Annotated in this window: 26 protein-coding genes; 16 read left to right on the plus strand and 10 right to left on the minus strand. The window is 54.4% G+C overall.

The annotated features are described in order from the left end of the window. Positions 1–162 precede the first annotated feature (162 nt). Complete coding sequence (locus HNR65_RS09465; RefSeq protein WP_181551243.1) at positions 163–807, plus strand: potassium transporter; 645 nt, start codon at positions 163–165, stop codon at positions 805–807. Between the two features lie 16 nt (positions 808–823). Here HNR65_RS09465 and HNR65_RS09470 read toward each other — a convergent pair whose 3' ends face one another. From HNR65_RS09470 to HNR65_RS09495, 6 genes are all read right to left on the minus strand, one after another. Continuing rightward, positions 824–1,420, minus strand: a complete 597-nt coding sequence (locus HNR65_RS09470) for an NUDIX hydrolase (protein WP_181551244.1) — start codon at positions 1,418–1,420, stop codon at positions 824–826. A 135-nt stretch (positions 1,421–1,555) separates the two neighbouring features. Further along, the gene (locus HNR65_RS09475; protein WP_181551245.1) at positions 1,556–1,975 is read right to left on the minus strand and encodes a PilZ domain-containing protein; all 420 of its coding nucleotides are present in this window, start codon (positions 1,973–1,975) and stop codon (positions 1,556–1,558) included. A 137-nt stretch (positions 1,976–2,112) separates the two neighbouring features. Then, a complete protein-coding gene (locus tag HNR65_RS09480; RefSeq protein ID WP_232364726.1) occupies positions 2,113–2,670 on the minus strand; it encodes a 2-oxoacid:acceptor oxidoreductase family protein in 558 nt (185 codons plus the stop codon). Between the two features lie 8 nt (positions 2,671–2,678). Beyond that, positions 2,679–3,485 (minus strand): 2-oxoacid:ferredoxin oxidoreductase subunit beta, encoded by an 807-nt coding sequence (locus HNR65_RS09485; RefSeq protein ID WP_181551246.1) that lies wholly within the window; start codon positions 3,483–3,485, stop codon positions 2,679–2,681. Positions 3,486–3,500: 15 nt separating this feature from the next. After that, positions 3,501–4,649, minus strand: coding sequence for a 2-oxoacid:acceptor oxidoreductase subunit alpha (locus HNR65_RS09490; RefSeq protein ID WP_181551247.1), 1,149 nt, complete (start codon positions 4,647–4,649; stop codon positions 3,501–3,503). Between the two features lie 4 nt (positions 4,650–4,653). Then, positions 4,654–4,863, minus strand: coding sequence for a 4Fe-4S dicluster domain-containing protein (locus HNR65_RS09495; RefSeq protein ID WP_181551248.1), 210 nt, complete (start codon positions 4,861–4,863; stop codon positions 4,654–4,656). A 252-nt stretch (positions 4,864–5,115) separates the two neighbouring features. On the opposite strand from HNR65_RS09495, the gene HNR65_RS09500 reads away from it, so the two are divergent. Both HNR65_RS09500 and HNR65_RS09505 read left to right on the plus strand, forming a co-directional pair. Further along, complete coding sequence (locus tag HNR65_RS09500; RefSeq protein WP_181551249.1) at positions 5,116–5,583, plus strand: MarR family winged helix-turn-helix transcriptional regulator; 468 nt, start codon at positions 5,116–5,118, stop codon at positions 5,581–5,583. Positions 5,584–5,633: 50 nt separating this feature from the next. Next, a complete protein-coding gene (locus HNR65_RS09505; RefSeq protein WP_181551250.1) occupies positions 5,634–6,071 on the plus strand; it encodes a hypothetical protein in 438 nt (145 codons plus the stop codon). On the opposite strand, the gene HNR65_RS09510 is transcribed toward HNR65_RS09505, so the two are convergent. Next, positions 5,965–7,521: a sigma 54-interacting transcriptional regulator gene (locus HNR65_RS09510; RefSeq protein ID WP_181551251.1), complete on the minus strand. Its 1,557-nt coding sequence runs from the start codon at positions 7,519–7,521 to the stop codon at positions 5,965–5,967. The two genes, HNR65_RS09505 and HNR65_RS09510, sit on opposite strands and share 107 nt — an antisense overlap. Positions 7,522–7,754: 233 nt before the next feature. Between HNR65_RS09510 and HNR65_RS09515 the strand changes: the two genes are divergently transcribed. Then, positions 7,755–8,390: a hypothetical protein gene (locus HNR65_RS09515; protein WP_181551252.1), complete on the plus strand. Its 636-nt coding sequence runs from the start codon at positions 7,755–7,757 to the stop codon at positions 8,388–8,390. A 170-nt stretch (positions 8,391–8,560) separates the two neighbouring features. Next, the gene (locus HNR65_RS09520; RefSeq protein WP_220128338.1) at positions 8,561–9,337 is read left to right on the plus strand and encodes a DUF1847 domain-containing protein; all 777 of its coding nucleotides are present in this window, start codon (positions 8,561–8,563) and stop codon (positions 9,335–9,337) included. A gap of 46 nt (positions 9,338–9,383) precedes the next feature. Here the strand turns inward: HNR65_RS09520 and polX are convergent, their stop codons facing one another. Continuing rightward, entirely contained in the window at positions 9,384–11,114 is a 1,731-nt protein-coding gene (gene polX / locus HNR65_RS09525; RefSeq protein WP_181551253.1) for a DNA polymerase/3'-5' exonuclease PolX, read from the minus strand. A 253-nt stretch (positions 11,115–11,367) separates the two neighbouring features. Here polX and HNR65_RS09530 point away from each other — a divergent pair, with 253 nt between their 5' ends. The 11 genes from HNR65_RS09530 to HNR65_RS09580 are packed head-to-tail and all read left to right on the plus strand — an operon-like array spanning position 11,368 to position 19,325. Next, positions 11,368–11,541 carry a Trm112 family protein gene (locus tag HNR65_RS09530; RefSeq protein WP_181551254.1) on the plus strand — a complete coding sequence of 58 codons (174 nt, stop codon included), beginning with the start codon at positions 11,368–11,370 and terminating at the stop codon, positions 11,539–11,541. 45 nt (positions 11,542–11,586) lie between these two features. Next, the gene (locus tag HNR65_RS09535) at positions 11,587–12,132 is read left to right on the plus strand and encodes a DUF4416 family protein (protein ID WP_181551255.1); all 546 of its coding nucleotides are present in this window, start codon (positions 11,587–11,589) and stop codon (positions 12,130–12,132) included. Then, positions 12,125–13,006, plus strand: a complete 882-nt coding sequence (locus HNR65_RS09540; RefSeq protein ID WP_181551256.1) for a YicC/YloC family endoribonuclease — start codon at positions 12,125–12,127, stop codon at positions 13,004–13,006. Before HNR65_RS09535 ends, HNR65_RS09540 begins: the two co-directional genes overlap by 8 nt. Before the next feature lie 36 nt (positions 13,007–13,042). Continuing rightward, entirely contained in the window at positions 13,043–13,321 is a 279-nt protein-coding gene (locus HNR65_RS09545; RefSeq protein WP_181551257.1) for a DUF370 domain-containing protein, read from the plus strand. Positions 13,322–13,328: 7 nt separating this feature from the next. Beyond that, positions 13,329–13,964, plus strand: coding sequence for a guanylate kinase (gmk, locus tag HNR65_RS09550; RefSeq protein WP_181551258.1), 636 nt, complete (start codon positions 13,329–13,331; stop codon positions 13,962–13,964). Continuing rightward, on the plus strand, positions 13,961–14,752 hold the full coding sequence (gene rlmB / locus HNR65_RS09555; protein WP_181551259.1) for a 23S rRNA (guanosine(2251)-2'-O)-methyltransferase RlmB: 792 nt from the start codon (positions 13,961–13,963) through the stop codon (positions 14,750–14,752). Before gmk ends, rlmB begins: the two co-directional genes overlap by 4 nt. Before the next feature lie 34 nt (positions 14,753–14,786). After that, complete coding sequence (gene icd / locus HNR65_RS09560; protein ID WP_181551260.1) at positions 14,787–16,028, plus strand: isocitrate dehydrogenase (NADP(+)); 1,242 nt, start codon at positions 14,787–14,789, stop codon at positions 16,026–16,028. After that, entirely contained in the window at positions 15,991–16,851 is an 861-nt protein-coding gene (locus HNR65_RS09565; protein ID WP_181551261.1) for a ComFC family protein, read from the plus strand. The genes icd and HNR65_RS09565 overlap by 38 nt, the downstream gene beginning before the upstream one ends. Positions 16,852–16,900: 49 nt before the next feature. After that, positions 16,901–17,716 (plus strand): carbon-nitrogen family hydrolase, encoded by an 816-nt coding sequence (locus tag HNR65_RS09570; protein ID WP_181551262.1) that lies wholly within the window; start codon positions 16,901–16,903, stop codon positions 17,714–17,716. Positions 17,717–17,734: 18 nt separating this feature from the next. Further along, entirely contained in the window at positions 17,735–18,514 is a 780-nt protein-coding gene (gene pgeF, locus HNR65_RS09575) for a peptidoglycan editing factor PgeF (protein WP_181551263.1), read from the plus strand. Continuing rightward, complete coding sequence (locus tag HNR65_RS09580; RefSeq protein ID WP_181551264.1) at positions 18,507–19,325, plus strand: dihydroorotate dehydrogenase electron transfer subunit; 819 nt, start codon at positions 18,507–18,509, stop codon at positions 19,323–19,325. The genes pgeF and HNR65_RS09580 overlap by 8 nt, the downstream gene beginning before the upstream one ends. Here the strand turns inward: HNR65_RS09580 and HNR65_RS09585 are convergent. Together HNR65_RS09585 and HNR65_RS09590 are read right to left on the minus strand one after the other, a co-directional pair. Further along, complete coding sequence (locus tag HNR65_RS09585) at positions 19,322–19,690, minus strand: DUF1330 domain-containing protein (protein WP_220128339.1); 369 nt, start codon at positions 19,688–19,690, stop codon at positions 19,322–19,324. The two genes, HNR65_RS09580 and HNR65_RS09585, sit on opposite strands and share 4 nt — an antisense overlap. Before the next feature lie 162 nt (positions 19,691–19,852). Continuing rightward, a complete protein-coding gene (locus tag HNR65_RS09590) occupies positions 19,853–21,307 on the minus strand; it encodes a catalase (protein ID WP_181551265.1) in 1,455 nt (484 codons plus the stop codon). Positions 21,308–21,736 lie beyond the last annotated feature (429 nt).

Raw genomic sequence — 21,736 nt, forward strand, 5'->3', positions numbered from 1 at the left:
GGTAATTTTAAAAAAAATGCCTTGTGCCTTTCGATCCGAGAAGGTTATTCTGAATAATATAATGGATTACCGGACAATGTTCAACCCTGCTGCCCGCTTGGCTCTTTTCAGCCAGCGGCAGGCGGTTCCCGAAATTGATAAAAAACCCGGCAGGGATAAAATATGGAAACCATATGGATCATCGGCTTCGGCCGGTTTGGCCGCATTGCACTGGAAAGGCTTGCTTCAGGCAAGCGCATAACCAGATTTGTGGTGGTGGAACCAGAGCCTGAACAATTTCCACAGTTCGGGGAAAATGTGGAAATTGTCCGTCAGGACGGGGTGGATTTTCTGAAGCAGCATCTGGCCGAACAAAACATTCCGGACTGGATCATCCCTGCCCTTCCCGTGCATTTGGCCGCGCTTTGGCTAATGGCCGGATCCGCACCGGTGGGGATCCGGCGCTGTGACCCGCCCGAAGGCCTGGAAAAAAGGCTGCCCAACCCCATGTTCGGCCATACCGGGGATATCTACACAAGCATGGCGGATTTCATGTGCCCGGACAACTGCCCTGAGCCGGCGGATTACTGCCCGTCCACTGGTAAAAAACGGACGCAGAACCTGTATGAATGGCTGGAAAACTTGGAAATCGCCGAATTTGAAACCCGGGTGATCCGAAGCCATCAGCTTGCCCCGGGCGTGGGCGGTTACAAACCCGAATCCCTGCTTGAACTCAAGCAAAAAATGTCCCAAAAACCCGGCAAACACCTGATTGCCACCGCATGCAGATGCCACGGTGTGATCACGCCGGTATTGACGCAGGCATAACAGGTCACAGATATTTTTATATCCCGCCTGTGGCGGCAAATTTGTCCATGACCAGCCAGGTTTTCACATCCACCTTGAGATCCGGAGCAACACACAGATCTGCGGCCTCCTGCCGGGACAAAAACACGGTTTCAATGTCTTCTGCGCTTCCGGTGTTTCCGTCGGACGGATGGCCCTCACAGTCGAGATACACCATGACAATGGATTCGTCTGTAAGGCCGGATGATACATATATGGGCGGGCTTGTGCGGCGAACGCCGGTGGTCTTCAGGCCGGTTTCCTCCCCGAGTTCCCGGATGGCACTTTGCTCCGGGCTTTCACCCGGATCCACCAGCCCGGCGGGAAATCCGTACTGGTAGTCGTTTAACGGCATCCGGAATTCCCGGATCACAACCAGCTTGCCGCTGGGCGCATGCCAGGGTACGATAATGACCGCATCCACAATGTCAAATCCGCCAGTTTCAATTTTGGGCGGATTCTGCCGGGAGACAAAGTCCCAGCGCCTTTCATTGCCTTTTTTATCGGAATACCGGATTTCAAACAAGTTGACAAACCTGCGGTCTGTCAAAGCGGTCTGGCCGAGAATCCGGATTTTTTGATCACCTGCACTCATGGTTGATCCTTGTTTGGGGTGACAGCAAAAACCGGCAACCGCGCGAAGTAAAGCCACTCCGGGATTTTTCGGCAAGGATGAAAACCAGACCCTGGACAGGAAATCCGGGTAAGCCCAAAAACACTACGCTGCTTTTCAGGAAACAGGTTGCTGGACTGAATACAGATTTTTATTTTGATGGCGTTGCCTGCGGTTATGATAGACTTTTACAAATGCAACAATGGCCTTTATCTGTTGTTCTTCAGAGCTTTTAAATTCAATCCCGGTTAAATGGCAGCCCGGCTTATCTGATTTCCGGGTATTTGCCACTCGGCCTTTGACTTTTACCTTTTTTCCGTTCAAATCCAGGGTGATCAGCATAATGCAGGAGCCATTTAATGGTTTTTCTGTTTCCAAAAGTATGCCGTTTTGACTCAGGTCCAGGGCTTTTGCCCTGCCTTGATCCGTTACTTCCCTGTTGGCATCGAAAAGAATGTAGCTGACATCGTTTTCAGTCTGTATTCTAGGGCTTTTTCGTCTGTCCACAATCGTTTTTGCGTTTTGCTGGCTATCCATTGAATGCACCTTTATACTGAATTCCAGGGACATAAAAATTTTTTTTCAGTTAAACTGTATATCATTTAATTTAGCTTTGTTCAAGCATTATGACTGTTTTTCTCAACGGCAGGCAGGTGTTGGCATCGGCTATTTTGTTAAACGCTGGCTGAAGATCTTTGGCTTCCAAGCGCTATTCCCATGTGCAGGGCCTTGAGGTTGGCTTCCCGGAATCTTTCATCAAACCGGCCGGCCACGGCTGATTCCAGGCTGGGGATGGAAACGATTTGGGTCAGGGCGGCCACGGCGCCAAGCACGCAGATATTCAAACCCCGGGCATTGCCCATCTCCTGTTTGATTTGATCCTGAAACGGCAGCCAGGCCAGGCGGGCTTCAGCGCTTTTGTCCACTTTTACCAGGGCGGTGTCGGTGATCAGCAGGCCGCCGGGGCGGATGGTGGGATGGTATTTGTTGTATGCGGTCTGGGTCAGGCAGACCAGGACATTGGGCTGGATCACCTTGGGGTAGTAAACGGGCTTGTCCCAAATGATCACATCACTTCTGGCAGCCCCGCCCCGGGCCTGGGCCCCGTAGCTCTGGGACTGGACTGCGTTTAACCCCTCGTGGAGAACAGCGGCTTCTGCCAGCAGAATAGCTGCGGTGATAATGCCCTGCCCCCCGGAACCCGAAAAAACCAGCCTGCACTTTTCCATCATGCCTTCTTTTACGTCTGCTTTTGTTGGTTTTTTTCGATGACTTTTTCGTATTCCCGGCAGTATTCCGGAAGCTCTTTTTTCACAAACACGCCCCGCTCGATCAGCTCCGGGTCCTGGTTCTTTTTTTCAGAACCCACAGCTACGGTGCGATTCTTGTAAGTCTCCATCATTTCCGGGGCATCCCCTGCCCGGTTGTAGCGTCCAAAATACGTGGGGCACTGGGTGAGCACCTCGAGCACGGAAAAACCCTCATGCAAAATGGCATCCCGGATCAGGCGGGAAAGTTCATGCACATGATAGGTTGTGGTCCGGGCCACGAATGTGGCCCCTGCCGCCTCGGAAAGTTTTGCAATGTCAAAGCCGTGATCAATGTTGCCATAGGGCGCAGTGGAGGCCGCGGCCGCATAACCCGAGAGCGGGGAGAATTGCCCGCCGGTCATCCCGTAAATCCGGTTGTTCATGACAATAGCCGTCATTTCGATATTGCGCCGGGCGGCATGCAGAAAATGATTTCCCCCAATGGCCAGGGCATCTCCGTCGCCCATGGGAACGATCACGTTTAGCTCCGGCCGGCTCATTTTGATGCCCGTTGCAAAAGCCAGGGCCCGGCCGTGGATGGTGTGCATGGAGTGGAAATCCACATAACCGGAAATCCGCGCCGAGCAGCCGATGCCCGAAACCATGACGATTTCATTTTTGCTCATGCCCAGCGATTCCACGGCCCGGATCATGGCGTTTAACACCACCCCGTGGCCGCAGCCCGGACACCACATGTGCGGAAAAAACCGTTCGCGGATATAGTCTTTAACAGACATCAAATCACCTTGAAATTATACGCCTTTGCCATGCAGCAGCCGCAGTATGTTCTGGATATCCGTGGGGGAAATCAACTGGCCGTCAATGCGGTTGGCCAGATACACCCGTTCGGGCCGGTCCACGGCCAGCTTTACTTCCCGGATCACCTGGCCGGTGTTTAATTCCACCACCACGATGTAATCAGCATTTTTGCAGACCTTGCGAACCACGTCGCCGGGAAACGGCCAAAGCGTCTGCAGTTCCAGCAGACCCAGCCTTTCGCCGCGCTTGCGGCGATTTTCCACCAGGTGCCGGGCCGAACGGGCAGCAGCACCGTAGGAAACCAGAACCGTGTGGGCATCTTCGATGTAATCCTGCCGAAAAAAGGTCATCTTCCCGGCATAATTCTGGATTTTATCCATGAGATGCCGAATCAGGCCGTAGACGATTTTGGGATCATCTGAAGGAAAGCCCCACATATCATGATACAACCCTGTGACATTGTAGCGGTGCACCCCGCCGAAATCCGACATGGGCAGCCGCCCGTCTTCCCGGGGCAGATAGGGGTGATAGTCAACCCCGCTTTCAACAGACGTCCTGAGCCGATCCACCAGGGCGATTTCGTCCTTTTCGGGAATCACCACCTTTTCGCGCATGTGGCCGGTGACCTCGTCAAACAGCAGAATCACCGGAGTGCGGAAAATCTCGGCAATATTGAAGGCCTCCACGGTGATGGCAAACATGTCCTGGTGATTGGAGGCGGTCAGGGCGACAATGGCATGATCACCGTGAGTGCCGTAACGGGCCTGGTTAAAATCGCCCTGCCCCACATGAGTGGGAAGCCCCGTTGACGGACCGCCGCGCTGCACATCCACGATCACGCAGGGGATCTCGGTCATCACGGCATAGCCAAGGGCTTCCTGCATCAGGGAAAAGCCGGGGCCACTGGTTGCGGTCATGACCTTGCGGCCGGTCAAAGACGCCCCGATAATAGCGCAGATGGAGGCAATCTCGTCTTCCATCTGCAAAAACCGGCCCCCGATCTGCGGCAGGCGGGCGGACATGGCCTCGGCAATCTCGGTGGAAGGCGTGATGGGATAGCCGGCAAAAAACTCCAGGCCCGCATAAAGGGCGGCCTCCACACAGACCTCGTTTCCCTGGATGAATTTCACAGTGCCCTGCATAGGCTCAAGTCTCCTGACATTCGACTTCAATGGCAAGGTCCGGGCACCTGTATTCGCACATGCGGCAGCAGATACAGGCTTCCGGATCGGCAGGATAGGCAATGTTGTGCTCATCGAGCGCCAGAACCTGCTTGGGACAGAAATGTACGCAAATTCCGCAACCCTTGCACCAGGTGCGTTCAATGTGATGGGCTTTTAATTTCTTTTTTGCCATGTTCAAAGCTCCGCGATTCATGAAACTGCATTGTGCCTCTGTACGCCCGAAAAATCAAGCCTGATTTCACCGCCTGTCATACCTGGACTCGGTCATCCCTCCCACGTTTCCCTTGTTTGACCGAATGCCGCGGATTTGGTTCAGCTATATCATTTTTACAAAGTATATCATTTTTGTGAAATATTTTTATTGACAAAACTATCTGGATATTATTAACTGGTTTCAAACATGCTTTCAGAAAAAGGCAGGGCAATGATTCAGGATCTATTTACAAACATCGCCAGATTAAGCATCAAGATGCGGATTTACCGGGCTATTGAGGCTGCGGGAAGCGAGGCCGGAGATCTCAGGGACCGGGAGATGCTGATTCTTGAAATCCTCAGCACCCAGGGGCCCATGAGCATGAGCGACCTGCTGCGCTTTTTTCCCGGAGTCAGGCAGAGCACCCTGTCCACGGATGTCAAACGGCTCAGATCAGAACTGGAAATGGTGGACATGAAAGTGGACCGAAACGACATGCGGGTGCATTTAATTGAGCTGTCACAGAAAGGTCGTGAAAAGGTTGCAGAGATCAAGGCCCGTCAGGCCAGAAGCTATAAGCCCCTGGCCGCCGCCATTGGCGATGAGCCGGATGAAATTGCCGTATTGCAGCGTGTGGTGGACCAGGCCATTGAACTGGTGGACCGGGAAATCACCCGGCACGCGGAATCCCGGGATTAACCGGCACCTTATCCCGGGTAAACTGAAAGCACAAAAAAAGGAGGCAAAAAATGAAAAAAATATTGACTGTGCTTCTCATTGCGGTCTGCCTGGTGGCTTTTGCCGGCACATCCGCATCTGCCGGGGACAAACAGCGCCACCGGTGGGAAGGCGTTGCCATCGGGGTGGGCGCGGCCATAGTCGGCCATGCCATTATCAACAGCTACTACAACAGCGGCCCGGACCCTGTCACCGTGATCCACAAAAACGGCTATCACCGGCCATGTCCGCCGCCGCGCTACAGCCGGAGTCACTCAAGGGCCCGGGGCCACTGGAAAGCCCGGAGCCACATCCGGTACGAGAAAAAACGCCCGGTTTATTACGAGGAAAGACACGTAAAAATCATCCGGAAAGGTTTCGGTCAACAGAGATCCCGAGCTTCCGCATACGGTGCCGCAGGGTACTGTAATGAAGGCCCAAAATCTCGGCGGCACCACCGGGTCCGCTGATCTTGCCGTTTGTGAGCTTCAGCACCCGGCGGATATGTTCGGCCATCACCTCATCTAAAGTCGGCATCGGGCCGGATTCCCGCAGTTCGTCCGTATCCTGCAAAAGCGACGAATTTTTCCGGAAAAATCCGGAAAAGGAAATCCGGCCCCCCTGGTATTGAATCAGGGCCCGTTCCACGAGATTTTCCAGTTCCCGGACATTGCCGGGCCAGTCATGGGCCAGCAACTGACGCAACGCCCCGCTCTGCAGTTCAGGAGGCTGCTTGATTTTCAACTCTTGTGCCTTTTTTTGCATGAAAAAATTCACCAGCCCGGGAATATCTTCCTTTCGCTCACGCAGGGGCGGGATGGAAACGGGGAACACATTGAGCCGGAACCACAAATCCTGCCGGAAGCGTCCGTCTGCCACCATGTCCTGAAGGTTGCGATGGGTGGCGGATAAAATCCGGACATTGACGGCAATCTCCCTGGACCCGCCCACTCTTTCAATGACTTTTTCCTGCAGCACCCGCAGCAGCCGAACCTGTGCCTGGGGGGAAAGCTCTCCGATTTCATCCAGAAAAATGGTGCCCCGGTCAGCCCTTTCAAACCGTCCTTTTTTTCTTTCAACAGCACCGGTGAACGCCCCTTTTTCATGCCCGAACAATTCACTGTCCATGAGGCTTTCGGCAATGGCCCCGCAGTTGACCTTGATTAACGGTCCGTTTCGCCTGTGGGAATGGTTATGAATAAAATTGGCGATCACTTCCTTGCCCACTCCGGTTTCGCCCAGGATCAAAACCGGGCTGTCCAGGCCGGCCACCTGCCGGGCCATTTCCGTAACCTGATGCAATCCCTGGTCTGCACCAATAATTTCAGTCTCTGTCTTTTCATGCAGCCGCGCGTGAAGATGGCGGATATCATCTGTGAGCTGCCGGTTTAACTCAAGCACCTCCCGGTGCTGCAGCACATTGGACATGGCAATGGCCACGGGCTCATGGATAATCTGCAGCAGTTCCGCCTGCTCTTTGGTGTATTGGTTACGACCGGCCGTCGACACCCAGAGCCCCCCAATACGGTTTCCCTCCAGTTCCAGCCGAATCATGATAAAAGAAATATCGGCATCCAGGCCCAGCCGGGTGAACAAGTCCAGCAGGTCCGGATCCTGCTCCAGGTTATTGACCACCATATAGGCTTCCAGGCCCACTTGTTTTTGGATCCACCTGGCCCGCATCTCCCGGGTGTCGGGCAGCGAGACTTCCCGGCCGTATTTTTCCGCGGTTTTTGAAATTTTTCCCGCGATATTGCGGATCACGTTTTTCTGCGGGTCAAACAGCACCAAGGATATGAAACCGGCGGGCAAATACTGATGAACATACTGCTGCATCCGTTTCAGGGCCACTTCAATATCCAAGCTGCTGCAAATCCGGACAGTGGCCTGCCGGAAAAATTCATTGCCATCCACCTGCATAATATCTCCCGGATATTTAGTCACATATAACTAATTTGTCATATTTAACTAACCCATTTTATTCATATATGACAAATACAACGCTTTCTATTTTATAAATAATTGAAATAATATAATTTATTTTTTTGGCACAGATCTGGCAATATCACTAACAAAAGCTTTTTACGATTCTGTCGAATATGAAAAATGGCACGAATTATAATAACATTCAATAGAGGAAAGGAGAGATGACAATGAAACAATTGAAAACGGGTATGTACATGATTCTGATGGGAGTCCTGATCTGCTCTTTGACTGCCTGTGCAGCTACGGGCAGCCGCATGGCCGCATCAACTGCCGGCGACTGCGGAATGAAACCGGGCTCAAAAATGATGATCACCGGCGTCTCTGACAATGATCAAGCAAGAAAACAATTTGAAGACGCCTTGTGTCATGAGCTCAAAAATCAGGGAGTGGAGGCGGTTGCAAGCTATTCGGCAATCCCGGAGGCTTCCGGACTCGACCGGGAAACACTTCTGAAACAAGCCGGTAACCGGGGAATCGATTTCGTATTTCTGGCCCGGATAGCCGGCATGGAGGAAACATATGCGTTCTCCTCCTATGATCCGGTGTTGTTCTACCTGGGTCCGGGCGATACCGGGGGGAACTGGTCCGCGCATCAGCAGCAGTATATCCGTCAAAACGCCACGGCATGGAAACATGTGATGGTTGAAACCCGGATCTATGAGACCAAAACCGGAAACGCCTTGTGGTCCGACACCCTGGATATCGCCAGGCCGGCAAAAAACCTTTCCGCACAAAAGGTCATCAACAAAGCGGTCAAACAGATTCCAAGGGCCATTTCCAGGCACTGCCCGACCAACAGCTAGGTTCGGACCGGATTTGGGCACCATCGATAAAAAGCTGCAGGCAGGGGTGATATCATACCCCTCCTGCAGCCTGTCGGGCAGAATCTCCTTTTGACAATTTCCAAACCAGGGTTGTTTCCCCAACCCCGGCTCTGCTATAGAAGAGGAAATATGAAAAGGAGTCCTTGCCAATGAATGATAAAATCCTTTATACACAATGCGCCTATTGCGATGGGGGAACCTGTTATCCGGCTGCAAACCTCAACGACCCCCTGCCCTCCATTGAAAAAGCGCCCACAGCGTGCCCCATGCGTCAGTATGAGCAGGTCGTCCGCGAGGGGATCACCCACTATCACCGAAGCAATATTCAGGAATTCGCCCGCCGGGCCTCAATCCAGGAAGCCCAGTGTTATGAATTCGACGGTCAGAACTTAAGAACCCGGATTCCGCGAATTGAAGAGATCATGCAGTTTGCCGCAAAGTGCAATTACACCTCCCTGGGTTTGGCCTTTTGCATCGGCCTGCGCAGAGAAGCCCGCGAGGTTTCAAAAATTTTCGAAGCCGGCGGATTTGATGTGGCCTCGGTCTGCTGCAAGGTGGGCCGAACGCCAAAGGAATCCATTGGTCTGACAGGGGAAGAAAAAATACGGGGGCCGGATGCCATGGAATCCATGTGCAATCCCATTGTTCAAGCCGAACTGTTAAACCGCCAGGAGGTGGACCTGGCCGTCATGCTGGGCCTGTGCGTGGGGCATGACACACTGTTTCTAAAATACTGCAAAGTGCCTTGCACGGTACTGGCCGTCAAGGACCGGGTGCTGGGCCACAATCCCCTGGCGGCCATTTATTTGTCTTCAACCCCATATTACGGACGCCTCAAAAATCCGGCAAGGCTTTCCGGGGCAAAAGACAAATGGAAAAAAATCGACATCATGACAGAGGAGACACCCGGAAAGGACGGGAGTTAAGACCACCAGGGCGATTTTGACCCCGGCCTGTGACCGCAGGGGCGGTTTATGGACGCCGCAAAAGGCGCAGCAATTCTGAAAGGGACCGGGTGTTGACCACATCATTGCGGGTCAGCCATCCCCGGCGCGCCGCAGCAATACCGTTTTCCATCAATTCGAGATTTTCCACGCTGTGGGCATCCGTGGAAACCGCTATGCGCACCCCGGATTCTGCAGCCATCTTGCAGTAGGAACTGGGCAAATCCAGCCGATCCGGCTGGGCGTTTAACTCCAGGATCACGCCCCGGTCTTTTGCCGCCAGGATGATCTTTTCCAGGTCAATTTCCATTGGATCCCGCGTATTGATGAGCCGGGCTGTGGGATGGCCCAGGATATGACAATAGGGATTGTCCATGGCCCGGATGATCCGTTCGGTCTGTTTTTTTTCATCCATGCGCTGCTGGTAGTGCACCGAACAAACCACCAGATCCAGTTGGGCCAGCACGGAATCGGCCAGGTCCAGGCGTCCGTCGGCCAGAATATCAACTTCCATTCCCTTTAGCAGCCGGAAGCCGGAAAATTTTTCATTAATGGCATCGATTTTCTTCATGTACTGGAGGACCTGCTTTTCATTAAGCCCACCGGCCATGGCCACCTTCTGGGAATGCTCGGTAACGGCCAGGTATTGATATCCCATGGCAATGGCCCCATGGGCCATTTCCTCAAGGCTTCCGTGGCCGTCTGTGCGGCGGGTGTGGCAGTGCAGGTCTCCCCGGATGTCGCTTCTTTTGAGAAGGGCAGGCAGGCGGTTGTCTGCAGCGGCTTGAATTTCACCCATATTTTCCCGAAGTTCCGGCGGGATATAAGTCAAACCCACTGAGGCATAAACTTCTTTTTCAGTTTTTCCGGCAACCCGCTTTTCTCCCTGGTACACCCCGTATTCGTTGATCTTGTAGCCCTTGTCCTGGGCCAGTTTGCGAACGGCGATATTATGGGCCCTGGAACCGGTAAAATAATGCAGGGCCGCCCCGTAGCTGACCTGGGCCACGATGCGCAAATCAACCTGAAGTCCCGGACGCAGGATCACGCTGCTTTTGGTTTTGCCGTGAGACAAAATGTTTTTCACCCCTTCAAAGGAAACAAAGGCTTCCATGACATCCTTTTCCCGATCCCGGCCACAGGTGACCAGAACATCGAGATCTCCCACGGTTTCCTCTCCCCTGCGGAAGCTGCCGGCCACCCTGACCCGGCGCACACCTTCGATATCCATGAGATACTCTTCCAGAGCCCGGGCATGGACGGCCGCATCGCTCCAGAGCAGACGTTTTTCACCGGATTTTTTCACCCGGCCCAGGGATTCAATAATGTGCTGCTGGCTTTTTTCCCCGAAACCGCTTAAATCAGCAATCTGTCCGCGCCGGGCGGCCCGTTCCAGATCTTCGAGACTGGCCACGCCCAGGTGCTTGTAAAGCTGGGCGGTTTTTTTGGGTCCGAGAGAAGGCACCTGCATCAAGTCCAGCAGGGACACGGGCAGTTCCTGGCGAAGCCGGCGCAGCTGCTCAAGCCCCCCGGTTTCAACTATTTCCCGGATCTTTGCAGCCAGATCCCGGCCGATGCCACGGTACTGGCTCAGATCTTTGTTGGCCTTGACCAGGGAGGCCACAGGCTCGGTCATCTGCTCGATGACCCGGGCCGCTTCCCTGTAGGCCCGCACCCGGAACGGATTGTCGTCCCGGATCTCCAGCAGATCCGCCACCTGATTGAGAAGATCCCGGATTTCATTGTTTTGCAGAAACATTGCACTTCTCCCCCCGGGCATGATCAGCGCCCGTTTGCCAATTCCTGTTATACCGCCTGCCGGTCGCATGGCTTAAAACCCTAAGTATCGATGCTTGAAACGGTCGTCAAGGATTTTTAACATTACAAATTCACTGCCGATTCAACTGAAGCAAATGATATGCACGGAATTTCCTTTTGCATCACCCGGGCGCCTCTGGTATAGAAAAATGGTTTATACGCAAACAGCCCAAAACACACAGGAGACCATACCCATGGCCATCAGCCAGGAATTGCTGGAAATTCTGGTATGCCCCCAATGCAAGGGGGCCATCTATCTCAACAACCGCGGCGATGCCCTGATCTGTGACAGCTGCAGGCTTGAATTTGAAATCCGGGACGATATTCCGGTGATGCTCATTGACGAGGCCCGGTTAATTGACGATTAATCGCCTGAATCCGAATACAAACCACGGCAGCAGGCAGTATTTTCCATGAGCCAGCCATCTGCGCCCGCACCCGCAAAGCTTGTCATCGGTGCCTTTATGGCGGACAAAGAATTGATCATACCCGTTGCCTTGCGGCTTTCTGAGGCCTTCGGGCCTGCGGACATGATCAGCCGGTGGCTCGCCTTTGACTACACCCGGTATTACGAACGGGAAATGGGAAGCGGGCTGTTTCGGCGTATGCTTGCATTTCAAAACATGATAAGCCAGGATGCGCTGTCGCAAATCAAACATACCACCAATGCGATTGAAGCCGAATTTGCAGATAATGACAAGCGCCGGGTCAATATTGACCCGGGATATCTGCTGCGGGAACGCTTCGTACTGGCCACCGGAAAAAATTTTTCCCACCGGATTTATATCGGCGAAGGCATTTATGCGGATTTGACCCTGATTTACCAAAAGGGCGATTTCCAAACCCTGCCCTGGACCTATCCGGATTACGCAGCCGGGGAAATGACGGAATTTCTCCACCAGGTGCGCCGCAAGTATGTTTTTGACATAAAGGAGGCAGCAGCGCAGGCCGATGATTAAAAGCATGACCGCATTTGCCGGCATCGAACACAGCCGGGACAACATCACCGTCACCCTGGAAATGCGCGGCTACAACAGCCGTTACCTGGATTTGGCCGTGAAGCTGCCCTCTTCCTACGGCTGGCTTGAAGATATGGTCAGGCAGGCGGTTGGCCGTTGCATCAGCCGGGGCCGTATTGAAATCCGCATTCAAATCCGGACCGATGAACAGACCTGCTGGAATTTCGCGGTCAACCCGCAACTGTCAGACGCCTATTACGCGGCTTTAAATGAGCTCAAAAAACGCTTTGGCATCACAGAGCCCATTGGCATCTCCCACTTGGCGGGGGTCTCCGGCATTATTGAAACCGTGGAAAATCAGGCGGATGCAGAAACCCTGTCCCGGACCATGGAGCAGGCCGTGCAAAAGGCCCTGGAAGCCTTTGAGGCCATGCGCACAGATGAGGGACAGGCCACGGCCCGGGACCTGGAAGCGCGCCTTGCATTTATCAAAAACAGCATTGAGCGCATTGACAATCTGCGCCAGGGCTTGGTAGAAGCCAGCCACCAGAGAATTCAGGCCCGTGTCCGGGAACTGACCGGAGACCAGGTGGAAATCGACCCCACGCGCATTGCCCAGGAAGCCGCTATTCTGGCGGACAAAAGCGATATTTCCGAGGAATTGACCCGCGCGGCAAGCCATATCCGGCAGTTTTGGCAAATCATGGAAGCGGATGCACCTGCTGGAAAACCGCTGAATTTTTTATTGCAGGAGTTGAACCGGGAAGTCAACACCATGGGGGTGAAAGCCGGCAGCGCGGATATTTCCCATATTGTTGTTTCCGTGAAAACCGAACTGGAAAAGCTCCGGGAGCAGGTCCAGAACATCGAATAATATTGACTTTTAACCCAACCCGTCCCAGGAGAGCCCATGGACTACAATTTGCTAAACATCGGCTTCGGCGGATCCATTGTCGCCGAAGAAGTCATTGCCATCCTGTCCCCCAACTCCGCGCCCATGAAACGGCTCAGAGATGATGCCAGGGAGCAGAACCGCTTAATTGACGCAACACACGGACGGCGTACCCGTTCGATCATCATTACCAAAACCAACCATATCATTCTTTCAGCCATGCAGGCGGAAACCATTTCCCAGCGGTTTGCAATGCTGAAGGAAAAACAGCGGGACAAGCAGGCCGGCAAGGGTTAACCGAAAAATGACCGATATGGACAAAAATACATCCGGCCGCCATAGAACCGGACGTCTCTTTGTCTTATCCGCCCCCTCGGGTACCGGCAAAACCACCCTGTGCCGCCGCATCCTGCCGCAGCTGGAAAGGATTGTCTTCTCCGTCTCCTACACCACCCGCCCGCCCAGGGCTGGGGAAACCGATGGTAAGGACTACCATTTCATCTCCGCAGCATCATTCGAGCAGATGATCAGGGAAAATCGGTGGGCGGAATGGGCCAGGGTCCATGACAATTATTACGGTACCAGCGCAGACGATCTGGACCGGGACCTGGGTGCCGGCTATGATGTTTTGTTAGACATTGATGTCAGGGGCGCGCGCCAGATCGTTGAACGATTTACCGGAAGTGTTACCATTTTTATCATGCCCCCGTCTTTGGACGATTTGCGAAAGCGCCTGGAAAAAAGGGGCAGCGATGATGAGCAGACCATTGAAAAACGATTGCGAGCAGCCGCTGAGGAAATGGCATGCCGCCATGAATACCATTATATTATTGTCAATGACCGGATCGAGCGGGCTGCACAGGAACTGCTGACCGTTATTGAAAACAACCGTCAGCCCGTTGGCTGCCATTTCAACCCTGACTCCGGACCCGAATTGTGAAACCCGATCATAGGACAAAAGACGAAATCATCTATGGAATTCACCCGGTGACAGAGGCTTTAAAAGCCGGCCGGAGAAAGGTCTCGCGGGTCTACATCAGCCGGGAAAATCCCGGTAAGCGGGTCAACAAGCTTGCGGAAAAAATCCGGAAAACCGACATTTACGTGGAGGCGGTCAGCCGGGACCAGCTAAACAAACTCAGCCGGAGTGATTATCACCAGGATATTGCCGCCCGGGTCAGCTTGCTTCCCACAACGGCCGGATCACGGCTACTGGAACCAGAATCCGGAATCGGGCCTGATACCTTTTTGCTGGTGATCGACAGTGTGGTGGACCCGCAGAACTTCGGCGCCCTGGTCCGCACGGCCGTTTGCATGGGCGCAGATGCTGTCATCATCTCCCGGGACCGCTCTGCCGGCCCCGGGCCTGCTGCATCCCGGGCTTCTGCCGGCGCCATGGAGCATGCCCGTATCTGCGTGGTCACCAACCTGGCCAATTACATGAAAGACTTGAAAAAAAACGGATTCTGGATTATCGGTTTGGATCATATGGCGCACCAATCCATTGCCGAAACCGATATGACCGGAAAATGCGCCCTTATCATCGGCGGGGAAGACACGGGCATCCGCCCCCTGGTTAAGCGCCGGTGCGATTTTCTGTGCGCCATTGCCCAATCCGGGCCGGTCAATTCACTCAATGCGTCCGTGGCCGGCGGCATGGCCGTCTACGAGGCAATGCGCCAGCGTCGCACGGCCGCCTTGAAAAAAAATAATGCAAAAACCCGTTGATTTCTTTTTTTTTACAGGAAAGGATCCGCATACCATGAGTACAGCAGAGTCCATCACCATTGATAAAAACGGAAAGCTTTCCGTTCCCGGCCATGTCATCATCCCCTTTATCGAAGGCGACGGAATCGGACCCGACATCTGGCGCGCCACTCAACCTGTCCTTGATGCAGCTGTTGAATACGCATACAAGGGAGATCGCAAAATCGAGTGGAAGGAGATCAACGCCGGTGAAAAAGGATATCAGAAGACCGGCCAATGGCTTCCGGAACAATCCCTGGAAGCCATCCGTCAGCACGTGGTGGCCATAAAGGGCCCTTTGACCACACCTGTGGGAAAAGGCATGCGCAGCTTAAACGTGACCATCCGCCAGGTGCTGGACCTGTATGCCTGCGTGCGGCCGGTCAAATACGTCCCCGGGGTGCCCAGCCCCATGAAACATCCGGAGAACATCAATATGGTGGTGTTTCGGGAAAACACCGAGGACCTGTATGCCGGCGTGGAATTTCAGGCCGGGAGCCCGGAGGCGGAAAAACTCATCTCGTTTTTAAAAGACGAGATGAATGCAACCATTGCCGCGGGCGCCGGCATCGGAATCAAGCCCATGAGTGCAAAAAACACCAAGCGCCTGATGGCCAGCGCCATTGTCTATGCAAGAGACAACGGGTATCCGAGCGTGACATTGATGCACAAGGGCAATATCATGAAGTACACAGAAGGCGCCTTTGCCACTTGGGGCTATGAAGCCGCCCGGGAACAATTCGGGGATATCACCGTCACCGAAGATGAGGTGTACGAAAAATACAACGGCACCGCACCGGAAGGCAAAATCGTGATCAAGGACCGAATCGCGGACATGCTGTTTCAGCAGGTGCTTCTGCGCCCCGAAGAATTCGGGGTCATTGCCACGCCCAACTTAAACGGCGATTATATCTCCGACGCCCTGGCCGCACAGGTGGGCGGACTGGGCATGGCACCCGGGGCCAATATCGGAGACCAGTGCGCAGTATTTGAAGCCACCCACGGCACCGCCCCCAAGTATGCCGGCCGCAACAAGGTCAATCCCAGCTCATTGATTTTATCCGGGGCCATGATGCTCGATCACATGGGATGGACAGAAGCTGCCGACCGCATCCGCAGCTGCCTGGCTGAAACCGTTAAAAACGGAAAAGTCACCTATGACCTGGCCCGTCAGATTAAAGGCAGCTGCAAGCTCTGCTGCTCAGAGTTTGGAGAGGCCATTGTGGAAAACATCTGCAGCTACCCGGAAAAATGCTGACCTTCGGGCCCGCATTGGCCGGGCCCTGATCAACGCGGTTTTCCCGGAAATCTGCCACGGTTGCGGCCGATTTATGCCGGAGCGCCCCATACAAACGGGAAGCGGGCGGGATCCGACGGTACAGGCCGACAAGCGCGACTTTGCCCGCCGGGTGCTGGAACCGGTCCTGTGCCCCGATTGCCTGGCCGATATCCCCATTGTGGACTCCCCCATATGCCCCTGCTGCGGCCGGCCGCTAAAAAGCCGGCAGGATGGGGATCACATGTGCGGCCGGTGCATCACAGAAAAGCGCAGTTTTTCAAAGGCCCGCTCGGCACTGGTTTATGACGGCGCCGTACTTGCACTGATTCATTCCTATAAGTACAACAGCCGCACTTGCCTGGCAAAGCCATTGGGCCGGCTGCTTTATGAAGAATTTATCCGGCATTTTGATCCAGAGGAAATCGACGCGGTCATGGCCGTGCCCCTGCACGCCAGGCGCATGCGGCAGCGAGGCTACAACCAGGCGCTTCTGATGATCCGGCACTGGCCCGAAATGGCTGCAGAACTGGGCCATTTGCAAAACTGGAAAATTATTTGCCATGACCGGGCCCTCTGCCGCAAAGCCCACACCCGTCCCCAGACCGGCCTGGACCGAAAGGCAAGGAAAAAAAACATCCAAGGCGCTTTTGATGTCTCTGAGCCCGGGTTTTGCAAGGGCCGCCGCCTGCTTTTGATCGATGACGTGATGACCACCGGCGCAACCATAGACGAATGCGCAAAAGCCCTGTACCGGGCCGGAGCGGCCGGGGTCAGCGTGATTACCCTGGCCCGGGCCCTGTAAACATTTCAACCCAAAGCCTAAACTGAGCGCAATACAGGGAAAAACAGCCATGATCCATTACCCTGCAAGCCCATCCGGAGCGCGGCTGAAAGCTGCGGTATGCCAGTTTGAGATTGCTGTGGGCGATGTGGACAAAAACGTTTCAACCGGCCTGGCCGCCGCTGAAAACGCCTGCAAAAGCGGGGCACAGCTGGTGGTGCTGCCCGAGCTGTGGTCCTGCGGCTATGACGGGGAAAAAATAGCGGCGCATGCCCGAAAAACCCCGGAGATTACCGGATTTCTTTCCGGTCTGGCAAAGGCGTATGACGCGGTCATTGCGGGCTCCCTTCCGGAGGAAGCAAACGGCCGTGTATACAATACCATGTTTGTCATCAACACCACCGGGCCGGTTGCTGGAGCCTACCGCAAAATCCATTTGTTCCCCCTGCTGAACGAGGACAAATGGTTTGCCCCGGGCCGGCAAAGCGTGATATTGAATTGCCATGGAATACCGGCTGGATGCATGATCTGCTATGATCTGCGGTTTGCGGAAATGGGCGTGCACCTGGCCGCAGGCGGGGCGCGCATGATCGTGGTCTGCGCCCAGTGGCCGGCCGTGCGCATTGATCACTGGGATGCCCTGCTCATGGCCCGGGCCATTGAAAACCAAATATTTGTGGTGGCCGCCAACAGGTGCGGAGCGGATGCAGACTCCGGGTTCAACGGCCATTCCCGGATCATCGCTCCGGACGGTGCCATTCTGGCCGACGCCGGACAAATTCCGGCACATGTTTGCGCTGAACTGGATTTTTCCATAATTGACAACCTGCGCACCCGGTTCTGCCCGGTTGCCCAACGCGTGCCGGCTGCATATCCGCCGGCTTAAACAAAAAAAGAAAACCCCATGTTTTTCACGCGGCACCAGGGCCTGACATATGGCTGTTTTTCAAATCTTTCCGCCTGTCCGGGGGTGTTTCACGCATTTTTTACACGCCTGGACCACCGGTCACAGACAGTTCCGGCAGAAACGGATTTCAGCACAGAAGACAGCACCCGTCAAAACCGTACCCGGGCCGCCCGGTGTACGGGGGCCGATGATCTGGTTTTTCTCAGCCAGATCCACGGCACAACAGTATCGGTTATTTCTTCCCCGGCAGATTTCCATGAAGCCGTGGCAACCCCCCCGAAAGCCGATGCAATCATCTCCGGCCTGGCCGGGGCCGGTCTGAGCGTTCGCACAGCAGACTGCCAGGCCGTTTTGCTCCATGATCCGGTTCGCCGCGCGGCAGCCGCCATTCATTCGGGCTGGCGCGGAAGCGTTGCCGATATTATCGGCCAGTGCATCCAAACCATGAAGCAAAGGTTCGGCACAGACCCCGCAGATCTGGTCGCCGGCATCGGCCCGTCGCTGGGTCCGTGCTGCGCGGAATTTGTCCACTATGAAACCGAAATTCCGGAAAAATTCTGGAAATACAAGGATGATCAGCACCGATTTGATTTCTGGCAGATCAGCACGGATCAGCTCCGTGCCGCGGGGGTCCGGGAATCACAAATTGAGCTTTCCCATATCTGCACCCGATGCAATCCCCGCCTGTTTTTCTCTTTTCGGGGGGAAAAAGCAACCAGGCGCATGGCTGCGGTCATTGGTCTGAAAAAAGAAGAAAACAGGACGCAATATGAGTGAAAATACCGGCGGACGGGTGGCGCAGGAAACCATTGAACTAACGGAGAACAAAAGGATTTCAGATGGCTATTTCCGGCTGCGGGCCAGATGCGGTGCCCATTACGCCAGTGCCGGAGCCGGACAGTTTGTCACCCTCAGACTTTTGGACCAAACAGAGCCGCTTTTGCGGCGGCCCTTTTCCATCCATCAGGTCAGCATCGGCTCAAACGGGATCCCGGAAATCGAGATTCTTTACCGGGTGGTGGGAGGATTTACGTCAAAACTGAGCCGGCAGCCCGCTGGCAGCCGCCTGGATCTTCTGGGTCCGCTCGGCCATGGGTTTACCGTGTCTGCTCACACCAGGCCCGCAGCTGTTGTGGGCGGCGGCATCGGTGTGGCCCCGCTCGTTTTTCTGGTATGGCAATTAAAACTGGCAGGAATGGATCCGGATCTGATCACCGTGTTTTTGGGCGGACAAAGCAAAAGCGATATTTTGTGCAAAGACCGGTTTGAACACATGGGGGTGTGGACAAAAACCGCCACGGAGGACGGCAGCCTGGATTTCCACGGGCTGGTCACCACACCCCTGGAAACCTGGCTCAAAACCGCCGCTCCGGCCATGATCTATGCATGCGGGCCCCACGGAATGCTTATGGCTGTTGGAAAAATCGCCCGGTCGGCCAACATCGCCTGCGAGCTTTCCATTGAAACCCTTATGGCCTGCGGCCTGGGGGTTTGCATGGGCTGTGCAATCCAAACCAGCGAAAACAGTGAAGGCTACCAGCATGTATGCAAGCACGGCCCTGTTTTTGAAGCTGCGGCCCTGACCTAACCCATCCAGCGCGGCCGGGTCACGTAAAGCCGGGAGTCGATCAGTCCCTCGGTTCTGTACTTGGTCGCCTCCAGGTATTCCGGGTCCGTGACCATCTGGACGAATGCCGAGCGCGACGGATACTGCACCAGCAGCACCGCATCCCAGTAATCATCACCGATAAAAGTCATCACACCGGTGCCGTAATACAGTACCCGGCCCCCGACTTTTGTAAGAATCGGGTAAATGAGTTGGGAATATTTGTCATACTGCGCTTCTCCCCCCTCGGGTTTGAAGCGCAGCATGTTGACCATCACCAGTTCCCCGTCATCAGAGACAGCGCTGATATTTTCAAACTGTTCGGCAGTCGGCAGGATCGTTGGCACGTAAAGACCTCCTGTAATGAATTTTGACGGACACGCTTGGGCTGTCCTGCCTTTTTAAACACAGCTACCGCACGAAAGTCAAAACAAAACCGCTCCGATTGCCTCTGATGCATTGCGAAACCGGGGTTTGGGTTATTCTTTTCTTTTCCCTGCCAGGGCCGGTTATCCCTGTTTTACGCCTTTGGCAATGCGCTCGCCAATGTCTTTGTCAATATTTCTCCAGTAATCCAGGGCCCGCTCCAATACCGGCTCTGAAACGCCTTTTTTGAGGTGTCCCACCACATTGGACACCAGGCGGTCACGCTGGGCATCGTCCATGACCTCGCGCACCAGGGTGCCGGGCTGGATGAAGTCGTCATCATCCTTGCGAAGAGTGTAGGCCGCGCGGATAAAATCACCGCTTGCGCTCCACACAGCATCCTCGGGGTAACGTTTGGGATCGGCCTGGGGGCCGCCCTTGGAGTTGGGCGCATATACCGGATCAGAGACATTTTCAAAGCGCATTCTGCCGCCCTTGCTGTAGCTGTTGACCTGGCTTTTGGGCCGGTTGACCGGAATCTGCTTGTAATTGACGCCCAGGCGCGCCCGATGGGCGTCCGAATAGGAAGTCAGACGGGCCAGCAGCATTTTGTCCGGACTCGGTCCGATGCCGGGGACAAAGCTGTTGGGTTCAAATGCCGCCTGCTCGATTTCTGTGTGAAAATCAGACGGGTTCCGGTTCAGTGTCAGGCGCCCCACCTCCTGGAGAGGATAATCGCTGTGCGGCCAGATCTTGGTCAAATCAAACGGGTTGAACCGGTAGTTCTCCGCATCCTTAAACGGCATGATCTGCACCTTGAGGGTCCAGCTCGGATGATCGCCACGCTTGATGGCCTCATGCAAATCGCGCCGGTGAAGATCCGGGTCGGTTCCGGCCATGCGGTCGGCCTCCTCATCTGTGAGAAATTCAATCCCCTGATCGGTTTTAAAATGGTATTTCACCCAGAAACGCTCGCCTTTGGCGTTGACCCACATGTAGGTGTGGCTCGTGTAGCCGTTCATGTGCCGGTAAGTTTTGGGCACCCCGCGGTCGCTCATCAGGATGGTGACCTGGTGGGCGGTTTCAGGCGACAGGGTCCAGAAATCCCACTGCATGTCATGATCGCGCAGTCCGGAATCCGCCCGGCGCTTCTGCGAGTGAATGAAATGCTGGAATTTCATCGGGTCGCGCACAAAAAAAACCGGGGTGTTGTTGCCCACCATGTCGTAGTTGCCCTCTTCGGTATAAAACTTCAGGGCAAAACCGCGCACATCCCGCCAGGTGTCAGGACTGCCCGCCTCGCCGGCCACAGTTGAAAACCGGGCCAGCACGTCGGTTTTTGCGCCTGGTTGAAACAACTTCGCCCTGGTGTAGGCGCTGACGTCCCGGGTGACCTCAAAGTGCCCGAAAGCTCCTGAGCCCTTGGCATGGGGCTGACGGTCCGGAATCATCTCCCGGTTGAAGTTGGCCATCTGCTCCATGAGATAATGGTCCTGGTGCAGAATCGGCCCGTCCGGGCCGACAGTCAGGGAAAACTCGTCGCTGGCTACTGGGTTGCCGGCATCGTTTGTCGTGGGTTTGGGATCATTTTTTGCCATTTTTGCAATACCTCCTTTGCATCATTTGTGCCAATTACCGGATAATATACGGAAATCGCTTTTTTTAAAAAAATGCATATTTACGGCCTGTTCCAACACAGGGCAATATGTTCTATTGCAAAAATAATATTGGCATACACCCAAATGTCAAACCGATTTCCGGATTTTTGCATAGGATGAGACCAGCCGGTATTTCATTTTTGCATCATGACCGCACCCGGGTTATGTTTTCCAAAACCGTAACTTTGAAGGCACCGTAAAAAGTCTGATTTCAGATGGTGCCGTAAACAGTTCAAGATCAAGCCTTGCACAATTTCGAAGAATGCAGTGTACTTATCCGTACGTGAAATTCTGAAAAATTGTGCGTAACGCGGATATTGGACTTTTACGGCGCCATCAACTTTACATCCCGCAGCCAACCGACAAGCG

Origin of the sequence: Desulfosalsimonas propionicica (genome assembly GCF_013761005.1) — a bacterium.
GTDB lineage: Bacteria > Desulfobacterota > Desulfobacteria > Desulfobacterales > Desulfosalsimonadaceae > Desulfosalsimonas > Desulfosalsimonas propionicica.